Source organism: Sphingobium sp. FG11, assembly GCF_057809915.1.
In genome coordinates this window covers 66,330-86,285 of the sequence record NZ_JBMDKW010000015.1, presented here as the reverse complement: position 1 = coordinate 86,285, position 19,956 = coordinate 66,330, and the positions used below count along the sequence as shown (strand labels likewise).

Annotated in this window: 12 protein-coding genes; 4 read left to right on the top strand and 8 right to left on the bottom strand. The window is 61.6% G+C overall.

Going from position 1 to position 19,956, the window contains the following annotated elements; all coding sequences use genetic code 11:
- The first annotated feature begins 305 nt into the window (after positions 1 to 305).
- A complete protein-coding gene (locus tag ACODSN_RS13270) occupies positions 306 to 1,241 on the top strand; it encodes a methyltransferase domain-containing protein (protein ID WP_489055962.1) in 936 nt (311 codons plus the stop codon).
- A 282-nt stretch (positions 1,242 to 1,523) separates the two neighbouring features.
- Here the strand turns inward: ACODSN_RS13270 and ACODSN_RS13265 are convergent, their stop codons facing one another.
- From ACODSN_RS13265 to ACODSN_RS13245, 5 genes are all read right to left on the bottom strand, one after another.
- Entirely contained in the window at positions 1,524 to 2,447 is a 924-nt protein-coding gene (locus tag ACODSN_RS13265; RefSeq protein ID WP_489055961.1) for an ArdC family protein, read from the bottom strand.
- A 139-nt stretch (positions 2,448 to 2,586) separates the two neighbouring features.
- Positions 2,587 to 4,641: a ParB/RepB/Spo0J family partition protein gene (locus tag ACODSN_RS13260; RefSeq protein WP_489055960.1), complete on the bottom strand. Its 2,055-nt coding sequence runs from the start codon at positions 4,639 to 4,641 to the stop codon at positions 2,587 to 2,589.
- A 123-nt stretch (positions 4,642 to 4,764) separates the two neighbouring features.
- Entirely contained in the window at positions 4,765 to 8,982 is a 4,218-nt protein-coding gene (locus ACODSN_RS13255; RefSeq protein ID WP_489055959.1) for a strawberry notch-like NTP hydrolase domain-containing protein, read from the bottom strand.
- Positions 8,983 to 9,051: 69 nt separating this feature from the next.
- Positions 9,052 to 9,951: a DUF7146 domain-containing protein gene (locus tag ACODSN_RS13250; RefSeq protein ID WP_489055958.1), complete on the bottom strand. Its 900-nt coding sequence runs from the start codon at positions 9,949 to 9,951 to the stop codon at positions 9,052 to 9,054.
- Between the two features lie 82 nt (positions 9,952 to 10,033).
- Positions 10,034 to 10,354 (bottom strand): single-stranded DNA-binding protein, encoded by a 321-nt coding sequence (locus tag ACODSN_RS13245; protein ID WP_489055957.1) that lies wholly within the window; start codon positions 10,352 to 10,354, stop codon positions 10,034 to 10,036.
- A gap of 753 nt (positions 10,355 to 11,107) precedes the next feature.
- On the opposite strand from ACODSN_RS13245, the gene ACODSN_RS13240 reads away from it, so the two are divergent.
- From ACODSN_RS13240 to ACODSN_RS13230, 3 genes are all read left to right on the top strand, one after another.
- Positions 11,108 to 12,202: a replication initiation protein gene (locus tag ACODSN_RS13240; RefSeq protein WP_489055964.1), complete on the top strand. Its 1,095-nt coding sequence runs from the start codon at positions 11,108 to 11,110 to the stop codon at positions 12,200 to 12,202.
- Between the two features lie 190 nt (positions 12,203 to 12,392).
- Positions 12,393 to 13,595: an AAA family ATPase gene (locus ACODSN_RS13235; RefSeq protein ID WP_024020679.1), complete on the top strand. Its 1,203-nt coding sequence runs from the start codon at positions 12,393 to 12,395 to the stop codon at positions 13,593 to 13,595.
- Positions 13,596 to 13,641: 46 nt separating this feature from the next.
- Positions 13,642 to 14,658 carry a ParB/RepB/Spo0J family partition protein gene (locus ACODSN_RS13230; protein WP_024020678.1) on the top strand — a complete coding sequence of 339 codons (1,017 nt, stop codon included), beginning with the start codon at positions 13,642 to 13,644 and terminating at the stop codon, positions 14,656 to 14,658.
- Between the two features lie 60 nt (positions 14,659 to 14,718).
- Here ACODSN_RS13230 and ACODSN_RS13225 read toward each other — a convergent pair whose 3' ends face one another.
- From ACODSN_RS13225 to ACODSN_RS13215, 3 genes are all read right to left on the bottom strand, one after another.
- Positions 14,719 to 15,756 carry a hypothetical protein gene (locus tag ACODSN_RS13225; RefSeq protein ID WP_489055956.1) on the bottom strand — a complete coding sequence of 346 codons (1,038 nt, stop codon included), beginning with the start codon at positions 15,754 to 15,756 and terminating at the stop codon, positions 14,719 to 14,721.
- Between the two features lie 225 nt (positions 15,757 to 15,981).
- Positions 15,982 to 16,848, bottom strand: coding sequence for a recombinase family protein (locus ACODSN_RS13220; protein WP_006961816.1), 867 nt, complete (start codon positions 16,846 to 16,848; stop codon positions 15,982 to 15,984).
- 142 nt (positions 16,849 to 16,990) lie between these two features.
- Positions 16,991 to 19,900, bottom strand: coding sequence for a Tn3 family transposase (locus tag ACODSN_RS13215; protein ID WP_489055955.1), 2,910 nt, complete (start codon positions 19,898 to 19,900; stop codon positions 16,991 to 16,993).
- Positions 19,901 to 19,956: the final 56 nt, after the last annotated feature.

Sequence of the window (19,956 nt, the reverse complement as noted above, 5' to 3'; positions counted from 1 at the left end):
TTCTCAGTGGAAATTACTGGCCTCCCCGGGTCACTTCTCAACGGCAATCAACAATCTACTGAACAACTGGGACGTTCCATTAGAAATCTAGGCGGCATTCCACCGTATAGCTGTCGCGCGACCTAGCGTGATCCTAGGTCAGCTTCTGGGATAATCGATGGTTAGGCGGAACGGCTGAAGTGGGGGCGTAGCTGATCATCCGCTCTGACCGGCCCGATCGGCTTATGTGAGAAGCGGGCGTTCGTGGTGAGTAGATAGGGACGACCGGCTGTGGTCCGACAATAGCCTTCACCCCACGTAAACCGATGTCGCCGAGCGGTCGCTCAGCCTTGCAATTTATCTCCATGAGCGGGCCATGGAGTTGCCCAGGTGGTCATGCCTCCACGCTGGCTTCGTCAGCGATCGTCCTTTCGGTTCTAAGCACAGGATTTGTTTGGCATTCGCCGGGCCATCTGTATCATGTAACAATGTCTCATTCACCTTCACCTCCCCCACCCAATCCGGCAAATGCTCCCAGCGGTCGGTTCTTCGGCGGCATTGGCATCGCTCCGGGCGCCCGCGTGCTTGATGTCGGGTGTGGCAATGGCGACCTGAGTCGCCTCATGGCCCGGATCGCCGGACCTGGGGGCGAAGTCATCGCGATTGACCGCAGCGAACAGGCGCTGGCGGCGGCGCGAGCGATGGAAGGGTTACCGGGCGCCGCCCCCATCCACTATCATGCGATCGATCTCTCGGGCGACCTACCCGACCTGGGCCTGTTCGATGCGATCGTCGGTCGCCGCGTATTGATGTATCTTCCTGATGCCGCCCAGACCCTTGTACGGTTGGCGAGCCTGGCCAAGCCGGGCGCGGTCGTCGCCTTTCAGGAACACGGACGCGCCGGCCTTCCTGCGGGGAATGGCGATCTGGTGCTTCACCGCCAACTCTACGATTGGAACTGGAGCACGGTCGCGGCGGAGGGTGGCGACGTGGGTTTGGCGCTACGCCTTGCCGACATGATGCGGCGTGTCGGCCTCTCCGTGGTGGAGGCCCGAGGAGAAGCGATCTTGCTGGACCCAGAGCAGCCATCGTTCCTGCCCACGTTGACGCAGGCGATGCTGCCCCGGATGGTGGAGCGGGGCGTGGCGACTGCCGAGCAGGTCGATTTGGCCACGCTGCCTCAGCGGATTGAGGATGAGCAGCGAGCCGCCGGAGGCTTGATCGTCTGGGACCTTGCCTTCTTCGTCGCGAGCAGCGCTTGATGCCGTGATAGCGGTGACGTGCTCCTTCAGTATAGGATTGGCCGCTTCGGTCAGCACCGGACGTTTATCGGCCCGCTTGGAGGGGCCGGATTTGGTCGACAGCCGCCAGTACAGTAGGCTCCGCGCTATATCGCCTATCGTCCGAATCGAGGCCTATTGCGTCGGCCAGGCGAATGAGGGTCGCTGATGCTTGTCGAATTGCGCTCGACGCCGTCAGCCAGATTGCGGATCAGGAGAAGGACCGGCCGTAGGCGCCGGGGTCGGGGCAGGCGATCGCCGCGATCATGCTGCTTCACGGATCTGTTCCTGGCCTTCGTCCGACGTGTCGAGGCCAGTTGCGCGGAGCAGAAAGGCGGCCGCCGCTTCGGCTTTTGCCGCAGCCGTCATGATGGCGCGGGAATCCTTTCGCAGCACCGCAAGCCACGAGCCGATATACGCAGCATGATCGTCGATATGGGCGGTCGGGAGGCCAAGATCCGCGCCAAGCAGGGCGGATGTCATCTCGGCGCAAAGCTCTTCGAACGCATAGGCGTTGTCGCCGAATTTCCTGCCGAACTCGCGGTTTAGCCGATCAGGATGGCCGGTCCAATGCCCTGCCTCATGCGCCAACGTCGAAGCGAAATACGCGCGGGTGGAAAACAACGCGACCGGCGGCATCGTGATGCTGTCGGCAACACGGTCGTAGAAGGCGCGATCGCCGCGCTGGTGAACCCTCGCAGGAAGAGCACCGAGAAAGCGCTGTGCGCGATCTGACAGCACGTCGTCGGGGGCGACGGCGCTGACGGCGCAGGGATAAAACTTCTCCGGCAACCCCTCAATCTGATCGGCATTGAAGACGGCGTAGGATCGCAGCACGCGGCGCATTTCGTCCGTGGCATCGCCGGTAACGGGCGACTCCACGGTCTTGCTGTAGGATTTGTAGAAGATGGCGATTTGCGACCGCTCGCCTTCGCGGACCTGGCCGCCCAATGCCTGTGCCTGTTTATACGTCATCCAGGTGCGCGAATGGTAGCCGGCGCCTTCCGCGCAGAGCCACAGCCAGAAGCAATTAATGCCCTTATACGGGTCGCCGGTCGCGCGAAGGGGACGGCCGCCAAGACCAGGTCGCCACGGCTTCACCCAAGGGCGTACGCCGGATTCGAGTTTGTCGATAATCGCGTTTGTGATGGTGTCGGCGGGCGACGGTTTATCGGCGGTCTTTGCCACGGCAAGTTCTCCTGATCTGGAAGAGGTGAGCCCGGACCAGCATCCTCTCCTCAGAAAGCCTGCCGTCGGGGCACAAAAGGAGGGGCGACACTCCGCGAAGAGTGCCGCCCCCAGTCGCCTCGAACCGTGCAAACAGGCGTCAGGCCGCCTCGCTCAAATCCTCCTGGCCGTCGTGCGCCCTGTCATCGGCGTCCGACTCATCGTCGCCATCATCGCCGGGATCGACATCATCGACCTCGTCGATGAAGGTCGAGCGCAGCGCGATGGTCTCGGGCTTTTCGATGGCATCAAAGCGCATCGCATCCGGCAGCCAGGCCGCCGCCTTTTCGCGGACTTCGGCCTCGACGATCCCCTGCCCGTTGCAAAGCGCGGCGCAGGTTGCGGCAAGGTCGCCCTTCTTGGCATCCTTGTAGCGGCCGCGCAGGATCGGCCCGCCGATGTCCTCAAGCGCGTCGAGCATGACATCCTTTTTGACGCGGCCGAAGAAGTTTTCGGCCGTTGGGCGCCACCAATGCTCGACCTGAATGTCGAGCGCGCGACCAAGATGGTCATGGAACCCGTTGGACCGTCCGCCCTCGGCAACGTTCAGGCTCGGCTCCAGCGTGCGCGCGATCGAGAAGGCCACCCAACTGCCGCGTGCCTCGTCGTCGAGCGCACGAAAGGCGTCGAACCGCTCGGTCATGGTGTCGTGACCGGCCCAGCTCGTATCGAGACGCTGGCGTTGATCCTCGATGGTCTGCGACGCCATCGACCCTTCATCGCGGAAGCCGAAGATCGGGAATTGCGCACCGCTGGACTTCAGCGTCGAGTGGTTGCGAACGTAGTTCTGCTCGAAGACGACATTTTGCGCCAGCAGGAAGATGGTGAGGTCCAGCGCCAGCGCCGGATCACTGGCGATGTGGGCGACGAGGATCTGCCGGCGCTGGGTTGCAAGCTCGTCGATCAGCGTAGCGCTGAGTTTTGGTCCATGATCGATGTTGCCGGCGCCGTCGTCACCATTGCCACCCCCCGTCGCCTTGGGCGGAGCATTCGGATCGACAACGGGCTTCTCACTGAACATGCGGGTGTGAACGCGGGCTTCGCCATCACCGCCGATATAGACGAACGTCCCGATCTGCGCCCGGACTACCGGATCGATCTCGCGACGGGATTCCTCGATGCTTTCAAGCTCCCGTTCGATTTCGTCGAGACGATCGTTCGCGACCTCGGCTTCCGGCGTCCCCTCGGACAGTTCGCCTTCAAGCTGCTCGACGAGTTGGTCATTTTCGGCCGAAAGCGCTTCGACACGCGCGCTTTCCGCTTCGCTGAGCGGCCGCGCAGGCGCGTGAAACTCGTGGAGCTGACGCTCGAGATCATAGGGAACGTGGGTGGCCGCGATCGGCGTCACGAAGGCAAGGCCCTCGGCCTGCGCAAGTTCGGCTGCGGCCGCCTCCAGCTTTTTGCCGGCAAGATCTTCGAGAAGATCGACGTCGATCCAGTTCTCGTCCCCCTCGGCGGCAAAGAGATCACCTTCGATGCGGCCGCCTGCCGCGACATAGGCATCGCGACCGATGAACCGCGCCTTGGCATCGTTCGCCTTGATCGTGCCGTTGAGGATCGCACGCCGGATGTTGTCGGGCTGATCACCATAATAGGAGGTGCTCATCTGTGCGAAGACGCGAGCCTGACGATCGATGTCGCTCGTCACGGCATAGGCCTGGGCGACACCCAGTGTAATTTCGCCGGCGGCGAGAGCCTGGAACACGCTTGGTGCAAGCTCGGCAAGCCGCACCCGCTGCTCGACGAAGCGCGTGGTGACGCCCTGTCGCTTGGCAACGTCCTCGGCGGTCATTCCCTTCTGGATGAGGAAGTTGAACGCGGTACTTTCATCCGCCGGGTTCATCGGAACGCGCTGGAAGTTCTCGGTGAGGCTCGCTTCGACCGAGTTGTCGTTGTCGGTAAGGACGAGGACGGGCACGACATGGTCGACGGGCAGACTGCCCTGATCGATCAGGCTCTGGAGTGCGCGCAGCCGGCGCCCGCCCGCCTTGACGGTGAAATGGCCCGCTTTCTTGAGCGGGGTAACGATGAGATTCTGCAACAAGCCTTGCGTTGCGATGCTGGCGGCTAGGGCGTCGATACCGGCCTCACGGCTCGATTTACGGACATTGTCCTTCGACAGCGAGAGGTTCTTGACCTTCACGGACTGGATCATCTTTCGTCTCCATCTGGAACTGGCGCGCCGCCTCGACGGTCACGCGAGCCTGCTCATCAGGCCCACAAAGCCGAAGGCCCCCTCCCCTCTCCTGCGCTGGGCGCGGAGAGAGGACCTGGATCGTCAGGCAGCGATGCGCTCGATGACGGCAGCGGCATTCGCGACGGGAATGAACATCCGCGTCCTGTGCTGGATGATGTCGGTAAAACAGCCGGCCGCCTTGAGTTCGGCAAGCCGCGTGTGCGGCCAATCGAGCAGTTCGAGGCGCTGCTGGCCGGCGACCAAGCTGCGCTTGAGCCGGTAGGCTCCGACGGACGATATCTCGCCGCTGGTCATCACATGCTTTGCGGTATCGTCGCCTGACACGGTGATGGCGGCGTTGATCCCGAAGGCGTCCGCGAGCTTCGACACCAGCGGTGCAGGAACGATCCGGCCGAGGAAAGACTGACCGTCATCGGTGTTCAGGCGCCAAACCTGCACATGATCATCGGGCAAGCGATCCCAGACCGGCAGGAGCAAGCCAGCGACCAGATAGAGCGTGCTGGTGCGGGTCTTGTCCCGCATCTCCTCCACCTCGGCCTGCCACAGCGCCGAAAATTCCTCCTCGCTGGTCTCTTCCCACATTGTTTCCAGAAGCAAATCCTGCCGCATCCGCTCGGAACGGGTCGGCCGAACCAGCTCGTAGCGGCGAACGATCTCACCATCGTCATCGGTGAGCGAATAAGTGCTGCACCGGATCGCGGCCCTGCCGGACTTGCGATTGACGATCGGGCGCGAGTCGTCGCCGAGCATCCGCAACGCACGGTCGAGCGAGACCGGATTGTAGCGCTCCTCCGTTTCGAGGCGCAGAATCTCGGTTTCTGCGCCGCTGGTCTGGTCGCGCCGGATGACCGTGCGATCAAGAATCGTGATGCGTTCGGCATTGATGCTTTCAACGCCGAGATCGAGCGTGCCGGCTTCGCGCGCCGCTTCGATCCGGGCCTCGATCAGGCCGAGATATTCATCGAAGATCGCATTCTGCAACGCGATGCGCAGCGCGAGAATACGATTGAGCCAGCGCTGGATGGGCGGCAGCTCCTCCTTCAGCCCGCCGCCTTCGCCCTCGAGCTCAAGTCCGGTCAGGGTCTGGAATTCGCCAAGCGTGGTCGAGCGCAGCTTACCGTCGGCAAGCAGGCGGAACCATGTTTCGAGGGATTCCTTGGCATAGTCGCTTTCAAGGTTGTCACGCGGGTCGAACAGACCTTGGCCGCCTGTCTGACGCTGGCCCCGTGTCAGGGCACCAAGGCTATCGAGGCGGCGGGCAATCGTCGAGATGAAGCGCCGCTCGCCGCGGCAGTCGGTCGATACCGGACGGAACAGCGGCGCAGTTGCCTGATGCGTGCGATGGGTGCGGCCGAGACCCTGGATGGCCGCGTCAGCGCGCCAACCGGGTTCGAGCAGATAGTGGTTGCGGCGCGACTGGTTCTCGGCGGTAAGGCTGGCGTGATAGCTGCGTCCGGTGCCGCCTGCATCGGAGAAGATCAGGATCTTCTTCTCGTTCCGCATGAAGGCGTCGGTCTCGGCAAGGTTTGTTCGCGGCGAACGGCTCTCGATACGCTGGCGACCGTGCGCGTCGATGACGATGCGCCGGCTTCGTCCCGTCACCTCGGCGACGGCATCGGTCCCGAAATGCCCGATGATATGATCAAGGGCGGACCCCACGATCGGCAGGGAGCAGAACCGCTCGACGAGATTGTCGCGCATCTCAAGCGCTTCCTGACTGAAGACGGGACGCCCATCCTCGTCGGACATAGGCTCGGAGCGCGTCTTGCCGGTGTCGTCGACGAAGGTCTTCATCTGTCGGACGGGAAAGGCGGCCGTCAGATAGGACATGACGAACTCTTTGGGTGAAAGCTCAATGTCGAGATTCGCCCGGTCCTCGGCGTTCAGCGCGGCGAGAGCCCGGTTGAGCATCGCCTCGGACGTCGAGACGAGCTGGATCACGACGCTCTCGCCCCGGGCCAGATCCGCTCTGATCGCCGGGATCAGCGAGGGCAGCTTCATGCCGATCAGGATTTGGCCGAAAAACCGCTGCTTGGTGGATTCGAAGATCGACAGCGCAGCGGCCTTCGCGCCGCTGTTGTAGGTGTCGTTGGAGAAACTGTCCGTCACCCGGGTGGCGTCGAGCGCGGTGCGTAAATTGGCGTGGATGATCGCCCACGCATCGGCATAGGCGTCATAGACCTCGACCTGATCGGGCGTCAGGCGATGTTCGAGGATGTCATATTCGACACCGGCGAAACTGAGCGCCCTGGCGACATAGAGGCCCTGCATCTTCAGGTCGCGGGCGATCAATTCCATCGCCGCGATCCCGCCGCGCCGCAAACTGTCGACGAATGCGCGCCGATCGGCGAAGGCGGTGGTCGGACCCCACAGGCCAAGCCGGGTGGCATAAGCGAGATTGTTGACGTCCGACGCGCCGGTTGCCGACCCGTACAGGACGCGGGCGCGAGGCAGCAGGTTCTGCAGGCGCACGCCGGCGATGCCTTGATCGGAGCCGTCCTTGGTGCCGAAACGGCCTTCGCCGCCGGCGACACCCGCCATTTCGTGCGCCTCGTCGAACACCATCATGCCGTCGAAATCATCGCCGACCCAGTCGAGGATCTGCTGAAGGCGAGTACCCTTGTCCCCCCGGTTGGAGCGGAGCGTCGCATAAGTGAGGAAGAGCACACCCTCGGCCGCACCGATCGGCGTGCCCAGCTTCCACTGATTGAGATGCTGGATGTCGAGCGCGAGACCGCCGACCGCGGTCCAGTCGCGACGTGCGTCCTCCAGCAGTGTCTCGGTCTTAGATATCCAGATGTGCTTGCGGCGCCCGCGTAGCCACTGGTCGAGGATGATGGCGGCAACCTGACGGCCCTTGCCGGCACCCGTGCCGTCGCCAAGGAAGAATCCGGTCCGGTAAGGGCGACCGTTCTGGTCCGGCGTGAGCGACAACCCTTCCTCGGCCGCCTTGAACAGACCGGAGATGTCGCGCTCGAAAGCGTCACCGGCGTAGATCAGGGTTTCGAGCTGAGCGTCGGACAGCACCCGGGTGTCGACTACACTGGCCGGCAGCTTCGGAACGTAAGACGGCCGCGGTGCCGTAATCGAGCCCATGGCGATCGATTCCACCAGAGCGGTCGGATGCGCGGATGCACAGGGAATGGCGATCCGGCTTGGCCGATACGGCAGGTACACCCCCACCGCCTCACCGGTCGGTACGGGTGCAGCAAAGACGGTGTAGCCGATATCAAGCGCATTGAGAGATTGGGCGGTCGTCGCGATCGGGGCCGAAAGCCGGGGTCTGCTCGAGAGACCGCCGAGCAGGGATGCGCGCGCACGGGTTGGTGCAAGGCGCGCTGGGGAGAGTCTCGGGGTTTCCGTAACGCTGGCCGCGGAAGCGCTGATCGTCGCGAGCGCTTCGGCGAGTGAGTTGCACCGAACGATGGCGACGTCATCCTGGACGCCTTTTTCCAGAACGATGAGCTTCACGATCTGGCTGGTGCCGTGTTTGGCATAGGCATTGGCGGGCAGTTCGACGTGGAGCGTGATCGCACAGCCGTCGGTCGCCTTCGCCCAGGCGCGGCTCGATCTATCCACGCGATCGGGAAGGATAGCGGCGCAGCGCCCCCCGGCATCAAGCCGTTTCAGGGCGGCGCGCAAGTGGCGGAACGCGGCAAGCGGGTCGGCATGTCGACCGATGCTGCGAGAAAAGGGCGGGTTGATGAGCACTGCGGTCGGCCGGATCGACAGCGGCAGCAGATCGTGGATGAGTTCGCCATCGTGGCGACTGACCGGTGCGGTGGGGAATGCTGCCTGGAGCATGTCGGCACGCGCGGGATCGATCTCGTTGAGAACAAGCTTGGCGCCAGCGCGTGCGGCGAAAACGGCGAGGAGCCCGGTGCCGGCGGAGGGCTCCAGGACGGTATCGGCTGTGGTGATGCGGACGGCGAGTGCGGTAAGGTAGCCAATCGCGGCCGGTGTCGAAAATTGCTGGAGCGCGATCTGTTCTTCGCTGCGCACAGTATGCGTCGGGAGGGATGCGGTGAGCGCGCTCAGGGCCGCAAGGCACTCGGTGGGCTCTTGCGACAGGTCAAGCGTGGCGAGGTGCAGAACCTGGGCCAGCTCCAGAACATCATAGGCATCGCGGAGTGACCAATGCCCGTCAGCAGCAGTTGAACCATAGGCGGTTTCCATCGCCCGGAGCAGGCCAGGCCGGTCCACGCTGTCGCCTTTGCGCAGCAGGGCATAGATCGCGTTTGCGGCGGTAATGGATGGTTCGGTGAAATCGAGTTCGAGAGCAGCGGCTGAGGTGCGCATTGTAGGCCTCCATCTTATCGTCCGGTGCCCATCACCGGATCAACAAGCCGGAGGCCTCCTCTCCTCTCTTCAGTGGGCGTGTGTCTGGATCACGGTGCGAGGAACGGCGTTCCGGGCAAGCCGATCGCGCAGAGCATCGTTCCAATCGTCATGCTCGGATGGGAGCCACTCCTCGACCCTTCGCCCGTTGGCGCTGAGGTGCTCCCCTGCCCTCGTCAGGCAGATCTTCGCCGCCTTGTTTCGCTGACCAAACACGATGACGCGCTTCACATGGGACGGTATGCCGACGTGAGCATAGCGCTCGGCACCAAGCACAGCCCAAACCGGCAATTGGAACCAGTCGATGGCGGACAGGGCATCTTCGATCCCCTCGGCGATCCCCAGAACGTCATCCGGGTCACCAAACCGCACGCTGCCCGAACCGAGCAGACCCAGCGCCAGCTTGGGCTTGCGGAAGGGGCGCCGCAAAATGTCCGTGGGATCGAGGAAGGTCCGGTGGACCGCGACCAGGCCCAGCTCATTTCTCACTGCTGCGATCATTGCGGGAAGGCTGCGCCGATCCTTCCCCTTCCCTATGATCGTCTGTGGGTTGAAGCGAAGGTCAGGCGTCGGCGCATAAAGGCCCCGAGCATGAAGATAGGCTTCAGCCGGTGTGCCGGCGATGGGGATACTGTGCTGCCATAATGACCTGGCCAAACCGCTCAGATCGCGTGAGGGCGCACGCGGTACGACTTGGACCGGCTCTCGATCGTGCAAACCCTGACGATCGAGAGCCTTGAGGACATCGGTCGACGCGCATCCCCCGAAGCATTTGAACAGGATCGCCTTGGTGCCGAGGCGGACCGAAAGACTGGGGGAATGATCGTCATGGGCGGGGCAGCGGCACTCGCCGCGCGATCCTGACCAGCGTCCGCCCAGGCTCTCGACGATCTGCTTGGCGCGAACCGCTGCGTCGATGGTGACTGACATAAGCGAAATTCCTATCGAAGATTTAGGCTCGCTCCGCGCATGCCCCCTCCCCTCTGGCCCGATCGGCGCTGCCTCCTACGACCTATGCCACCTTTGCCGCGAGCACACCGAACTCTTCGACGATCCGGTCGGTCGTGTAGTGGGTGGTGCCATCGCGCTCGTAAGAGGTGTCACGGAGCCGCCCGGCAATCCTCACGAGATCGCCAACCTGGGCCTTCTCATCGATATATTTCCGCTGGCCATCGCTGAAAATGACGACGCGGTTCCAGTAGCTGTCCTCGATCCACTGGTCGCCCTCTCCGCGGCGGCGATAGTTCGCGCACACCGAGATGCTCGTGACCTTGGGCTTGGCGTCGATCTCGCCGATCCGTCCGATGATCTCGAATTTGGCAAAATTGATCATGCGACCTCCTCACTGCGTCTGCCCAGCGGCGACGAGCGGTGATTCAGCTGCTGTCGGGTCGCCGAGGATCTCGTCGCTGGGCGGATCTGCCAAGGATCGAGACCGGGATGCTATCGTGGAACATCGGTGTCGCGGTATCCCCCCAGCTAGGGGGGGAATCGGTTATGCTGTCCGACCTGAAGGGGTGAGCGAATCGCCTGCTTGGTCTTTTAGAATCATTCTAAAACAACGCCGCTGCTCGCAGCGGAAGGATTCATGATTCTAAGTGATTCAGATTCTGTGCCGAAAACGTCTGCAATTTCAATGATCTGTCGCGTTTATCCTGACCGCACGGGGGATTTTGCCTGACCCGGCGGGGGCGTCAACCTGACCGGTCGGGGGCAGATAGCTGACCTGTTGGGGCTATCCTGACCGATTGGGGGCGATCGCTTTTGGCGGCCTCGCGCCTCGGAATGGTGTCATTCTGCGGCGTTTATAGAGCGTGGGCGAGCCGAAAACGAAGAGAACGCGAATCGCATTGCGACTCGGCAGGATCCCGGTGCTTTTGCGGGAGTGCCATACGGTTCTAACCTGACCGGATGGGGGCGACAAAAGAGTTTCAGCCTGCCCTGACTTGACGAGCGAGGACAGGTCAGGCAGCAATTAGGGGAATCTGCCCAATATGCTTTCGGCCTATATGACATGGAACATGCGGAAAATCTAAGCGCGGATGCAGCGCAAGAGGCGGAGGCCGATTCGGCGCCGGGCCGTGCCATGAGAGTCGCGGCGGCTTTGCAGGCGAAGGGTGGCGAAGAATTCGCCAAACCCGGCAGCATCGTTGAGATCAAATTCGTGAAAGGCCAGTCGCTCAGCCTGACGGCGTCGCGATTGCTCGCGTTGATGATTCTGACCGCTGGCGGCGATGCCTGGCAAGATCGGCCGCATCGCATGCGCAAGGCCGATATTCGCCGCGGTCACAAGGGTAATGAACGTATCTCCGACATGTTGGAGGAACTTCACCGGACCTTGTTTGCGATCGACGACCGGTCCTGGCGAGGCAAGAAAGCTACGCTGCGTTTTTCGCTGATCTCGTCGTCTCGCGAAGAGGCGGAAGATACAGACGGCGCGGATGCGGGTTGGATCGAATGGGAGTTTACGCCTGATGCGCGCAAGCTCATCCAGGAATCCGAGAGCTATGCCGTTCTTAATAGGCAGGCGGTGCTGGGCTTCCGATCGAGCTATGCGCTCAAACTCTACGAGATTGGATCGCTGCGGCTCCATCGTCGCCAGTCGACCTGGAAGGGCGATATGGCAGCGCTGCGTGCAGCGCTGGGCATATCGCCAGAGGTGTACAAGGATTTCGCGCAACTCCGTCGCAAGGTGCTCGAGAAGGCAAAGGCTGAGATTGATCAGCTCGCTCACTTCCGAGTCGAGTGGAAGGAGATACGACAGGGCCGAACGGTGACCGAGATCGAGTTCCGTTTTGAGCCGAAGGATGCGCCAGCGCAGATCGCGACCGTCGATGAGATTGAGCGGCACTCGACGGGACGCAAGGCACGCCGGGAAGGGGCAGTAGAGACGGTCGCCGACACGGTGGAAGTGGGATCGGTCGTGAAGGCTGCCATCGGCGCGCTTATCGCGCCGGAGAAGAGTTCGGAAGTCGTCTTTCCGCAAGGGACGATCCGATTCAACGCGGAAGGGTTGGCCGCGATTGCCCGTTCGCATGGGGGCGGATGGGACATCGATCTCATCGCCGACGCCTATCGCCAGCAGATGGGCGACCGTCTGGCGAAGCTCAAGGGCGCGAAGCTGACGAGTTCTTGGACAGGCTTTTGCGAGAGTTTCGTTGCGCGGAGGGGGCGCCCCTAGCGAAAATTGCACCGGTGCAATTTTCCGTCGCCCCCACCGAGTCAGGATAGACCCCCTCGATAAGCGGTGATTGGCGATATTCAGGCGATATGCCGACCACGATGCGTCGCGACTTTCGAAATTCCGCTTCTATTTGACGGAAAAGCGCAAGTAGCGCTACAGTACCCCGAGTTTCGCAAAGGGGCGCCCTGTGGCAGCATCACTAGACATCGACGACACCCACGATCTTCTATCGGTGGCCACGCTTGCCCAGCGAACGTCCTCGGTGCTGGAGCGGCTTCGCGATTCGGCGCGCAGCGCGCGCGCGGATGATCGCCGTGAGCCCACTTTCCCAATCGGAAAGGCGGCCGACCTGGTGGGGCGGACGCCTGCAGCGATCCGCGACGCAGAAAAGGACGGACGACTTCCGCCGCCGCCGCGAACCGAGAATAATCGCAGAGTGGGTTATACGCTCGCGCAGCTCAATGATATGCGGGGCCTGTTCGGCACAAGACCTTGGCGGGCAGCAGACGACCCGTGCTGTGTCGTTGCTGTCCAGAACTTTAAGGGAGGTGTCGGCAAATCAACGCTGTCGGTGCATCTTGCCCAGTATCTCGCCATCCAGGGCTATCGGGTCGCGTTGATCGACTGCGATAGCCAGGCCTCCGCGACGACGCTGTTCGGCTATGTGCCGGATCTCGACCTGACCGAGGACGACACGCTCTATCCGTTTCTCCGCCAGGAGGAAATGACCTCGCTCGACTATGCCCTGCGCAAAACGCATTTCGATGGCCTTGAACTAATCCCTGCCAATTTGCGGCTATTTCAGTCGGAATATGAGATCGCCGCCCGGATGGCGCGCGGGCAGGGGGGGCTTATCGATCGCCTCTCTCAAGGCATCGCGAGCATTGCTGATCGCTTCGATGTCATCGTCCTTGATCCGCCCCCAGCCCTTGGCGCCATATCCTTGTCGGTTTTGCGCGCGGCGAATGCTCTCGTTGTGCCCGTGCCTCCAACCGTCATGGACTTTTCTTCGACCGCGGCGTTTCTGGCGATGCTTGATGAGACCATCGAGACGCTGGCCGAACGCGGCTTTGCGCCAACTCTCAAATTCTTGCGCTTTGTTGCCTCGAAGGTCGACGAGAACAAGTCGATGCAGAAGGAACTGCTCAATCTGATGCGGACGTTGTTCGGTCACGCGATGGTACGTACGCCGCTTAAGGATTCTGCTGAGATCGACAATGCGACGGCTCGTCTGATGACGGTTTATGAGCTCGACGGCCCCGTCACAAGCAGTGCGGTGCGCAACCGCTGCCTCACTTATCTCGATGGCGTCAACGCTGAGCTGGAATTGGATATTCGCGCCATGTGGCCCAGCCATTTAGGCCGTTTGCGAAAGGAAGGTTTGGCATGAAACGCAAAAATTGCACCGGTGCAATTCCCGGTAGAGGGGCGGCATTATGAGCAGAAAGAATGCGAGTTTCGCGGCTGACTTAGCAGCCGGAATAAATCTGCCTGAAGATGGTGCGCCCGCCCCGCGTCGTCCCGGCCTTGGTTCGAATGTACTGACTGGAAGAGAGAACCGCTTGGCTGAATTGGCAGCGGGATCGGTTGTTAGCCGCACGCATGAACTGGTCGATCCCGCTCGATGCCGAATGTGGGCGGGGCACAACCGGGAATATGCGCTCCTCAACGAGGAGCGATGCGCCGATCTCATCGAAAGCATAAAGGCGCAGGGACGCCAGGAAATGCCGGCAATTGTCCGGCGGGTGCGCGGCGAATCGGACTTTGATTTCGAGGTGATTTGTGGCGCTCGGCGTCACTGGTCGATCAGCTGGCTGCGTAGCCATAATTACCCCGACTTCCGGTTCTTGGTCGACATCCGCGAACTGTCAGATGAAGAAGCATTCCGCATCGCGGATATCGAGAACAGGGCGCGCGAAGACCTTAGCGATCTGGAGCGGGCACGCGACTATCTCCGTGCGCTTGATGCCTATTATGAGGGCCGACAGAAGGTCATGGCCGAGCGGATCAATGTAACAGAAAGCTGGCTGAGCCGCTATCTTGATCTCGCCCGCCTTCCGGTGGAATTGATGGTCGCTTTTCCCAATCCGCAGGATTTGCGGATCAAGCACGTCACAACGATCAAGCCATTGTTGAAGCCGGACGATCGTCGCCAACGCGTATTTGCTGAAGCGGCCGCGCTCAGTGCTCGATCGGGAGGGGAGGGCGCTCCCATGGCTGTGCCCGACATCGTCCGTGCATTGGCGCTGGCGGCCGACCCCCCCAAAAGGTCAGGATCCCCCAAGAAGTCAGGAATGGCGCAGGTTGTATCCAGCGAGACCGGGAAAGCCGTGCTTCGTATCGAGGGCACTGATCGCAAGGGAATTCGCCTGACACTTCTCAATAGGGGTGGGGCCTCTCGTGAGGATGCCGAGAAAGCCATTCGCGAGGTGCTTGACGCCCACTGGGCCTGAAGTGGGCCGACGCAAGAACGGGAGGCGTGACATCGAGCGGTCCGCCCCGCTGCAACTCAATCAGTGGTGGTGAGCCGAGACATCGATACCGAGGCCAGCTAGCATCGAATCGAGTTCGGCCATTTCACGATCAAACTCTGCGAGCGCGGGTACAAAATCTGGGAGCGCCTGGGGCGGGGCAGGGGGGCGCCCTACCGGACGGACACCAAACCCGAAGGCGATAGCCAGATCGCGCGTCATGTAGGTTCGCCAGGCCTGACGACCGCTCACTTCCACTAGAAGGTCCAGCTCTGCCGCGCGAGAAAGCAGCTTGCCGGCACCGGAGATCGTCAGGTCCAATCGCCGGGCAAGCATGCGAGGACTGACGACGGGGACAAACTGGACAAGGCTGAGCAAATCCAGGAGTTTGCCAGGACGGTGCGCGCCATGGAGGGCTGCGGCGGCGCGTAAACGGTCTTCCTCGAGCGCCTGGAGCCTCACCAGCCCCTCTTCCGCCCGATCGGTAAGCGACCGGAGGTTACGCAGGACGATGGCCTGCGTGTCGCGCGGCGAGAGGCGAAGCGCCTTGTCGCCAATGGTCAGGCACGGCAGCACGGTCTGGGTTATCTTCATCGATCGCAGGAGCCCGGGGACGGCAAGCCACGGCGTGATCGTGCTGTCTGCGCGGGAGCGCCTGGCCGTAATCTCAAGCGCGCGGAGGAGGGCTGGCCGCTGGCTCCAATCTTCTGGGATGTCCGTTGAGATCGCGAGCTCGTCTCGCCAATAACGGGATTCGCGCTGGGCCAATTGCCGCTGCCAAATCGGAAGCGCATCACGATCGTCCAGATTGGTCGGCATCGGCGGGCGGCCGGGCAGATTGACGGCGCATTCCCGGCCGAAAATATCAATTTCGTCAATCTCGGCGCCCTGCACCTGCAGCGCCGTGGAATAGCCCGTCCAGGTGGCGCGTCGCTGCCATGGCGCTGCGGCAGGACTGGCAGAAACACGGGCATCGAGACGGCCTATCGCCGCTGCCGCCCGTTCCAGACGGGCGACGAGCCTGGAAGTCCAGATTGGCTCTGACAGGTCTGGGATGGCAGCAGGCATGACGTTAAACATATCCCCAAAGTAGCCTTAGCGTCTATCATGCTGTTGCTCCTTAAATATGGACCTATGATAATTGCACTTATCACATAAGCGGAATTGACACTTCCTTATAACGTGACGTACAAGCGCCGCCGAGGAGCGTGGCGCATCATGGGCACCGAAACCGCCCTGGAAGGCCCAGTCGGCCCGAAGCTGCGATTTTGGCCATGTTGAAGAACAAAGATTGAACATGGCGATCTACCAGGCTCGCTCTTGTCCTCCAATCTCGTAAACATCGGTCTCGATCGAGCACCTGTAGCTCTCTGCGATGTTGAACATCTCTGTCTGGAGAGATGCGATCTCATCATCGAGGCTGACGCCATCGGCACCCTGATCATAGGCGACGGTCAGCGTGTAATCGCAGTTCCCGGTCTTTTGCATCTGGTAATCCCGCTCCAGCATCGCCTCAATGCGCTCGCGAGCGGGCTTTCTGCCACGACCATGCTTGTTGAAGTTCTCGATGGTCAGATGCAGGGCGATGGTGACAGAAGGCGGCTTTTCCGGCAGCCCGATCCTTGAAGGAATGACGTCAAGCGCCCGATAGACGGTCATTCTTGAGATCTTGAGGTCGCGCGCGACGCTGGCCTTGCTCGCGCCGGCGGTGATCCGGCGTCGGATTTCATCGTCATCGATGTTTTTCTTCCGGCCTTTGTAGACGCCTTCGGCGCGCGCCGCCTCGATCCCGGCGCGCTGCCGGTCCTTGATGAACGTCAGTTCCATGTCCGCGACCATGCCCAGAATGGTGATCACCATCCGCCCCATGCTTCCGGCCGTCGTCACCTCCGGCTCAAGCACCCGCAATGAGGCTCCCTTCTGGTCGAGTTCATGAACCAGATTGAGAACATCGCGTGTGGAGCGACCGAGCCGATCGAGACGCAGGACGACGAGTTCGTCATCGGCGCGCAGGAACTGCATGATCGTCTCAAGCTCCGTGCGTCCAGTGCGCGATGCGCCCGAGCCTGTTTCGGAGCGGAGGATTTCACAGCCCGCTGCCTTCAACCGGGCAACCTGGATGTCGAGATCCTGGTCGATGGTGCTGACGCGGGCGTAGCCGACGCGGGTCATGGGCAAATCCGTCACATTAGGGTGGCTTTGCCCTCGTACAGTAACATTGGTGACGGAACCACCCTTTTGTGACATGTCGTATATGTCACTTCCGATCGTCACGTTCGGGTGCACCCAAATGGTGCGAGCGGAAAGGCCCCGGTCAGGCAGCAAGCCGCCCAAAATCGATCCGGCTATTCAGATCGAGGTCGAAGCGGCCATAAGGATTGACGTGGCTGTAAATCAGCGGTGTGAGGCCGCGATAATCATCCGGCGTCATCCGGCCCGTCCATTTCGGTTCCACCAGCACGCTCTGAAGCATTCGGGTGTTCACATAGACAAGCGACGCTTGCAGCAAATGTAGCGCCAGGACCGAGAGCTGCTGCTCATCGATGCGGTTGGTGGCGATCTCGCCGCCCTTGCCGAAGAAAACGAACCCATTGGCACTGTTCCAGTTTTCAACGACATTCAGGCCTTCATGAATTTCGCGGCGGAAGGACTCCTCGCGCAGATACCGGCACAGGAAGATCGTCTTGACCGCGCGGCCCAGCTCACTCAACGCCTTGTAGGTCGGGTGCATCACCTCGGAGCGGCTAAACCGGCGCAGGATCGCCTCCGGGTCGGCGGTTTTTGTCTGCATCGCGGCTGCATATTTGACCATCTCGTCATATTGCTGCTCGATCTCATCCCAGTTGATCGGACTGGAGAGGATCGGCTGCAAGTGGGGAAGCCGCGTTCGCATGCCGACATCGGGAAGAGCCAGCTTCTGGCGAGCGATCGCTTTCAGGCGGGGTGCAAGCTCAAATCCGAGAAGCCGGCAAAATGCAAAGCCAACCGCGCTTTGGCCATGACTATCAACATATTGTCGCTGGATTTCCATGTCGGTGCAATGGCGCAGCACGCCCTCGATCATGGAGGCGACCTCGGAGGAAGAGCAGCGCTTGAGCTGGGAATAGACGCATGTCGCGCGTCGTTCGACATGCCAGTAGATCATGACGCCCCGTCCACCATAACGCGCATGCCATTCCGTCATCAGGTTGCGATCCCAGGCTCCGAACTTTGTGGAATCTGACGCACAGGCCGTGCCGGCGTCCCCCCAGACTGCAGCATTGCGGATTGCCAGGGTCGCATTCGCAACCCTGGCACACGCCTCCTTGAGCGCCGCGGCATGAACGAAGCGGCGATGGACATGCAGCAGCTCTTCATAGCTGACATCGGGGGTGGCGCCGGCGATCCGCTTGAGCCCGGCATTCGTTCCCAGGCCGTAGAGGCATAGCAGGAGACGTTGATCCAGCGCGGTTTTCGGCAGTGCAACACGCGAGGCCGATGTTTCGAACGCTTCGAGAAGTCCCGTATCAAGGGCAGCCTCCTTCAGTACGTCGAGCAGCCCGGTCATCGGCCAGCGTTGGCCGATCTCGGTCTTGATCGAGGCGAGACCCCTGGGTTCGGGCAAGGGTTTGAACGGGGTGAGAGATATACGGTTCTCGCCGCGCCACAGCAGCCGAACCTTGTCGTTCCGGGGAATATTGGCATTGAGGAGCAACAGTTCCTGAGCAAGCTCTTCCCGGATGGCGCTTGAAAATGCACGCGCATCCGCCGTCAGGTTCAATCCTGTGTAATATGCTTCTCGCCGCGCATCGAAGTCCTTGGGAAGATCGTCATCGGGATTGCGGTATCGGTCCGCCCCGACAACCCAGATTTCCTTAGAACGGATGCGATCGCGCAGTTGCGCGAGGACACAAAGCTCATAACTGATCCGGTTTACGCGCCCCTCTTCATCAATGACGGAACTGCGCCATCTCGCCGGAATGACCTCGTCGACCGGCACTGCGTGCGGCGGCACGTAGCGGCATCCATCATCCACTTTGCTTCTGATCCAGTCCAGGGCCGCCAGCACCGGACGCCACACGGCGTTGTTCGACCGGAACTCCAGTGCCGAAAGCAGGCTTGGCAGCATACGGCGATAATGATTGGCCCATGACCTCCGCATCACCTTGTAGATCCGCCGATCCAAGGCGCCCTTTGCCTGGCTTTCCTTGATGATCGCCGCCAGTTTGTCCTTGCCGGCGATTGGGAAAATGACATCGCAGATGCGCCCGGATGGATCGTCGATCGAAGCGCTGGCAATCTCGACCAGGAGTCGCTCCTTGCCATAGACCCGCTCGATGTCTTTCGCGATATCGCCCACCACCTTGCGTTTCGAGCGCGATCCGATCTTATGGACCGTCTCGATCAGCAGGTCGACCATCGCATCCGTAAGCTGAGCTTCCCGCGCCATCAGATAAACGGCATAGAGCCCGAGCTGGCGCGCCGGTACATGCCGGCGCATCTCCGAGGCTTTCTCGCCGGCAGCCCGGCGAACGATCTGATCGACCCATGCCTTGCCCGTGACCGATAGGAAATCTCGGGGAAGAGCAAGCCGCTGGATAAAGGCGAGTTTGGCGGTCACGCCAAGAATGTTTTCGAGCGTCGCCTGACCTGCATCGCCCTTCATCGTGTTGAAGCCGGTCGGGCCATCGGGATCGGCGAGCGAGGCTTCCAGCAAGGCGACCGCATCCGGCACAAGCCGGTCGCGGACTCGGGCCAACAGGGCCTCCAGATAGAGGTGTCGTTGCGAGCGGACGAGGCGTTCCAGCTCCTTGCGCGACGGCCCATAGATACGGCGGTCGCGGCACCACAGGAAAACATGCTCGAGCATGGCATTGATCGACTGCCCGCCCGCACAAAGATCGTCGGAAATCCACCCCGACAACGCCCTGCGATCCGTCTGCGTCATACGGCGGAACCCGAGATGCCGCAAAATCTCCGCGCAATGCCGGCGGGCGGTGCGACCGGAAAAATCATAGTGGTTCACGGATTTGGCATCGAGACCAAGTTGCTCCGCCAGATACAAGACACCGTCGGAGGGTATCGACGCATGATCCGGCACAAAGAAGCCATGCGCGGCGAAAAATCTAAGCTGAACCGCCAATCCCAGTCGCGCCGTCTCCGCTTTGCCGGTCACGAACGCGATGTCCGAAAAACTCAGGCTCCAGGAGCCGATCAGATCCCCACTCGAAACGCCAAGGCTCATAACGCCACTCCCTTATCGGAGCGGAACGTCGTTCCTCGCATGGGCGACCGTCAACA

Excerpts from the sequence above, each read along its gene's own strand:
- ACODSN_RS13270 (WP_489055962.1), top strand. The coding sequence starts at position 306 with ATGTCGCCGAGCGGTCGCTCAGCCTTGCAATTTATCTCCATGAGCGGG.
- ACODSN_RS13260 (WP_489055960.1), bottom strand. The coding sequence starts at position 4,641 with ATGATCCAGTCCGTGAAGGTCAAGAACCTCTCGCTGTCGAAGGACAAT.
- ACODSN_RS13255 (WP_489055959.1), bottom strand. The coding sequence starts at position 8,982 with ATGCGCACCTCAGCCGCTGCTCTCGAACTCGATTTCACCGAACCATCC.
- ACODSN_RS13250 (WP_489055958.1), bottom strand. The coding sequence starts at position 9,951 with ATGTCAGTCACCATCGACGCAGCGGTTCGCGCCAAGCAGATCGTCGAG.
- ACODSN_RS13245 (WP_489055957.1), bottom strand. The coding sequence starts at position 10,354 with ATGATCAATTTTGCCAAATTCGAGATCATCGGACGGATCGGCGAGATC.
- ACODSN_RS13240 (WP_489055964.1), top strand. The coding sequence starts at position 11,108 with ATGAGAGTCGCGGCGGCTTTGCAGGCGAAGGGTGGCGAAGAATTCGCC.
- ACODSN_RS13230 (WP_024020678.1), top strand. The coding sequence starts at position 13,642 with ATGAGCAGAAAGAATGCGAGTTTCGCGGCTGACTTAGCAGCCGGAATA.
- ACODSN_RS13225 (WP_489055956.1), bottom strand. The coding sequence starts at position 15,756 with ATGTTTAACGTCATGCCTGCTGCCATCCCAGACCTGTCAGAGCCAATC.
- ACODSN_RS13220 (WP_006961816.1), bottom strand. The coding sequence starts at position 16,848 with ATGACCCGCGTCGGCTACGCCCGCGTCAGCACCATCGACCAGGATCTC.
- ACODSN_RS13215 (WP_489055955.1), bottom strand. The coding sequence starts at position 19,900 with ATGAGCCTTGGCGTTTCGAGTGGGGATCTGATCGGCTCCTGGAGCCTG.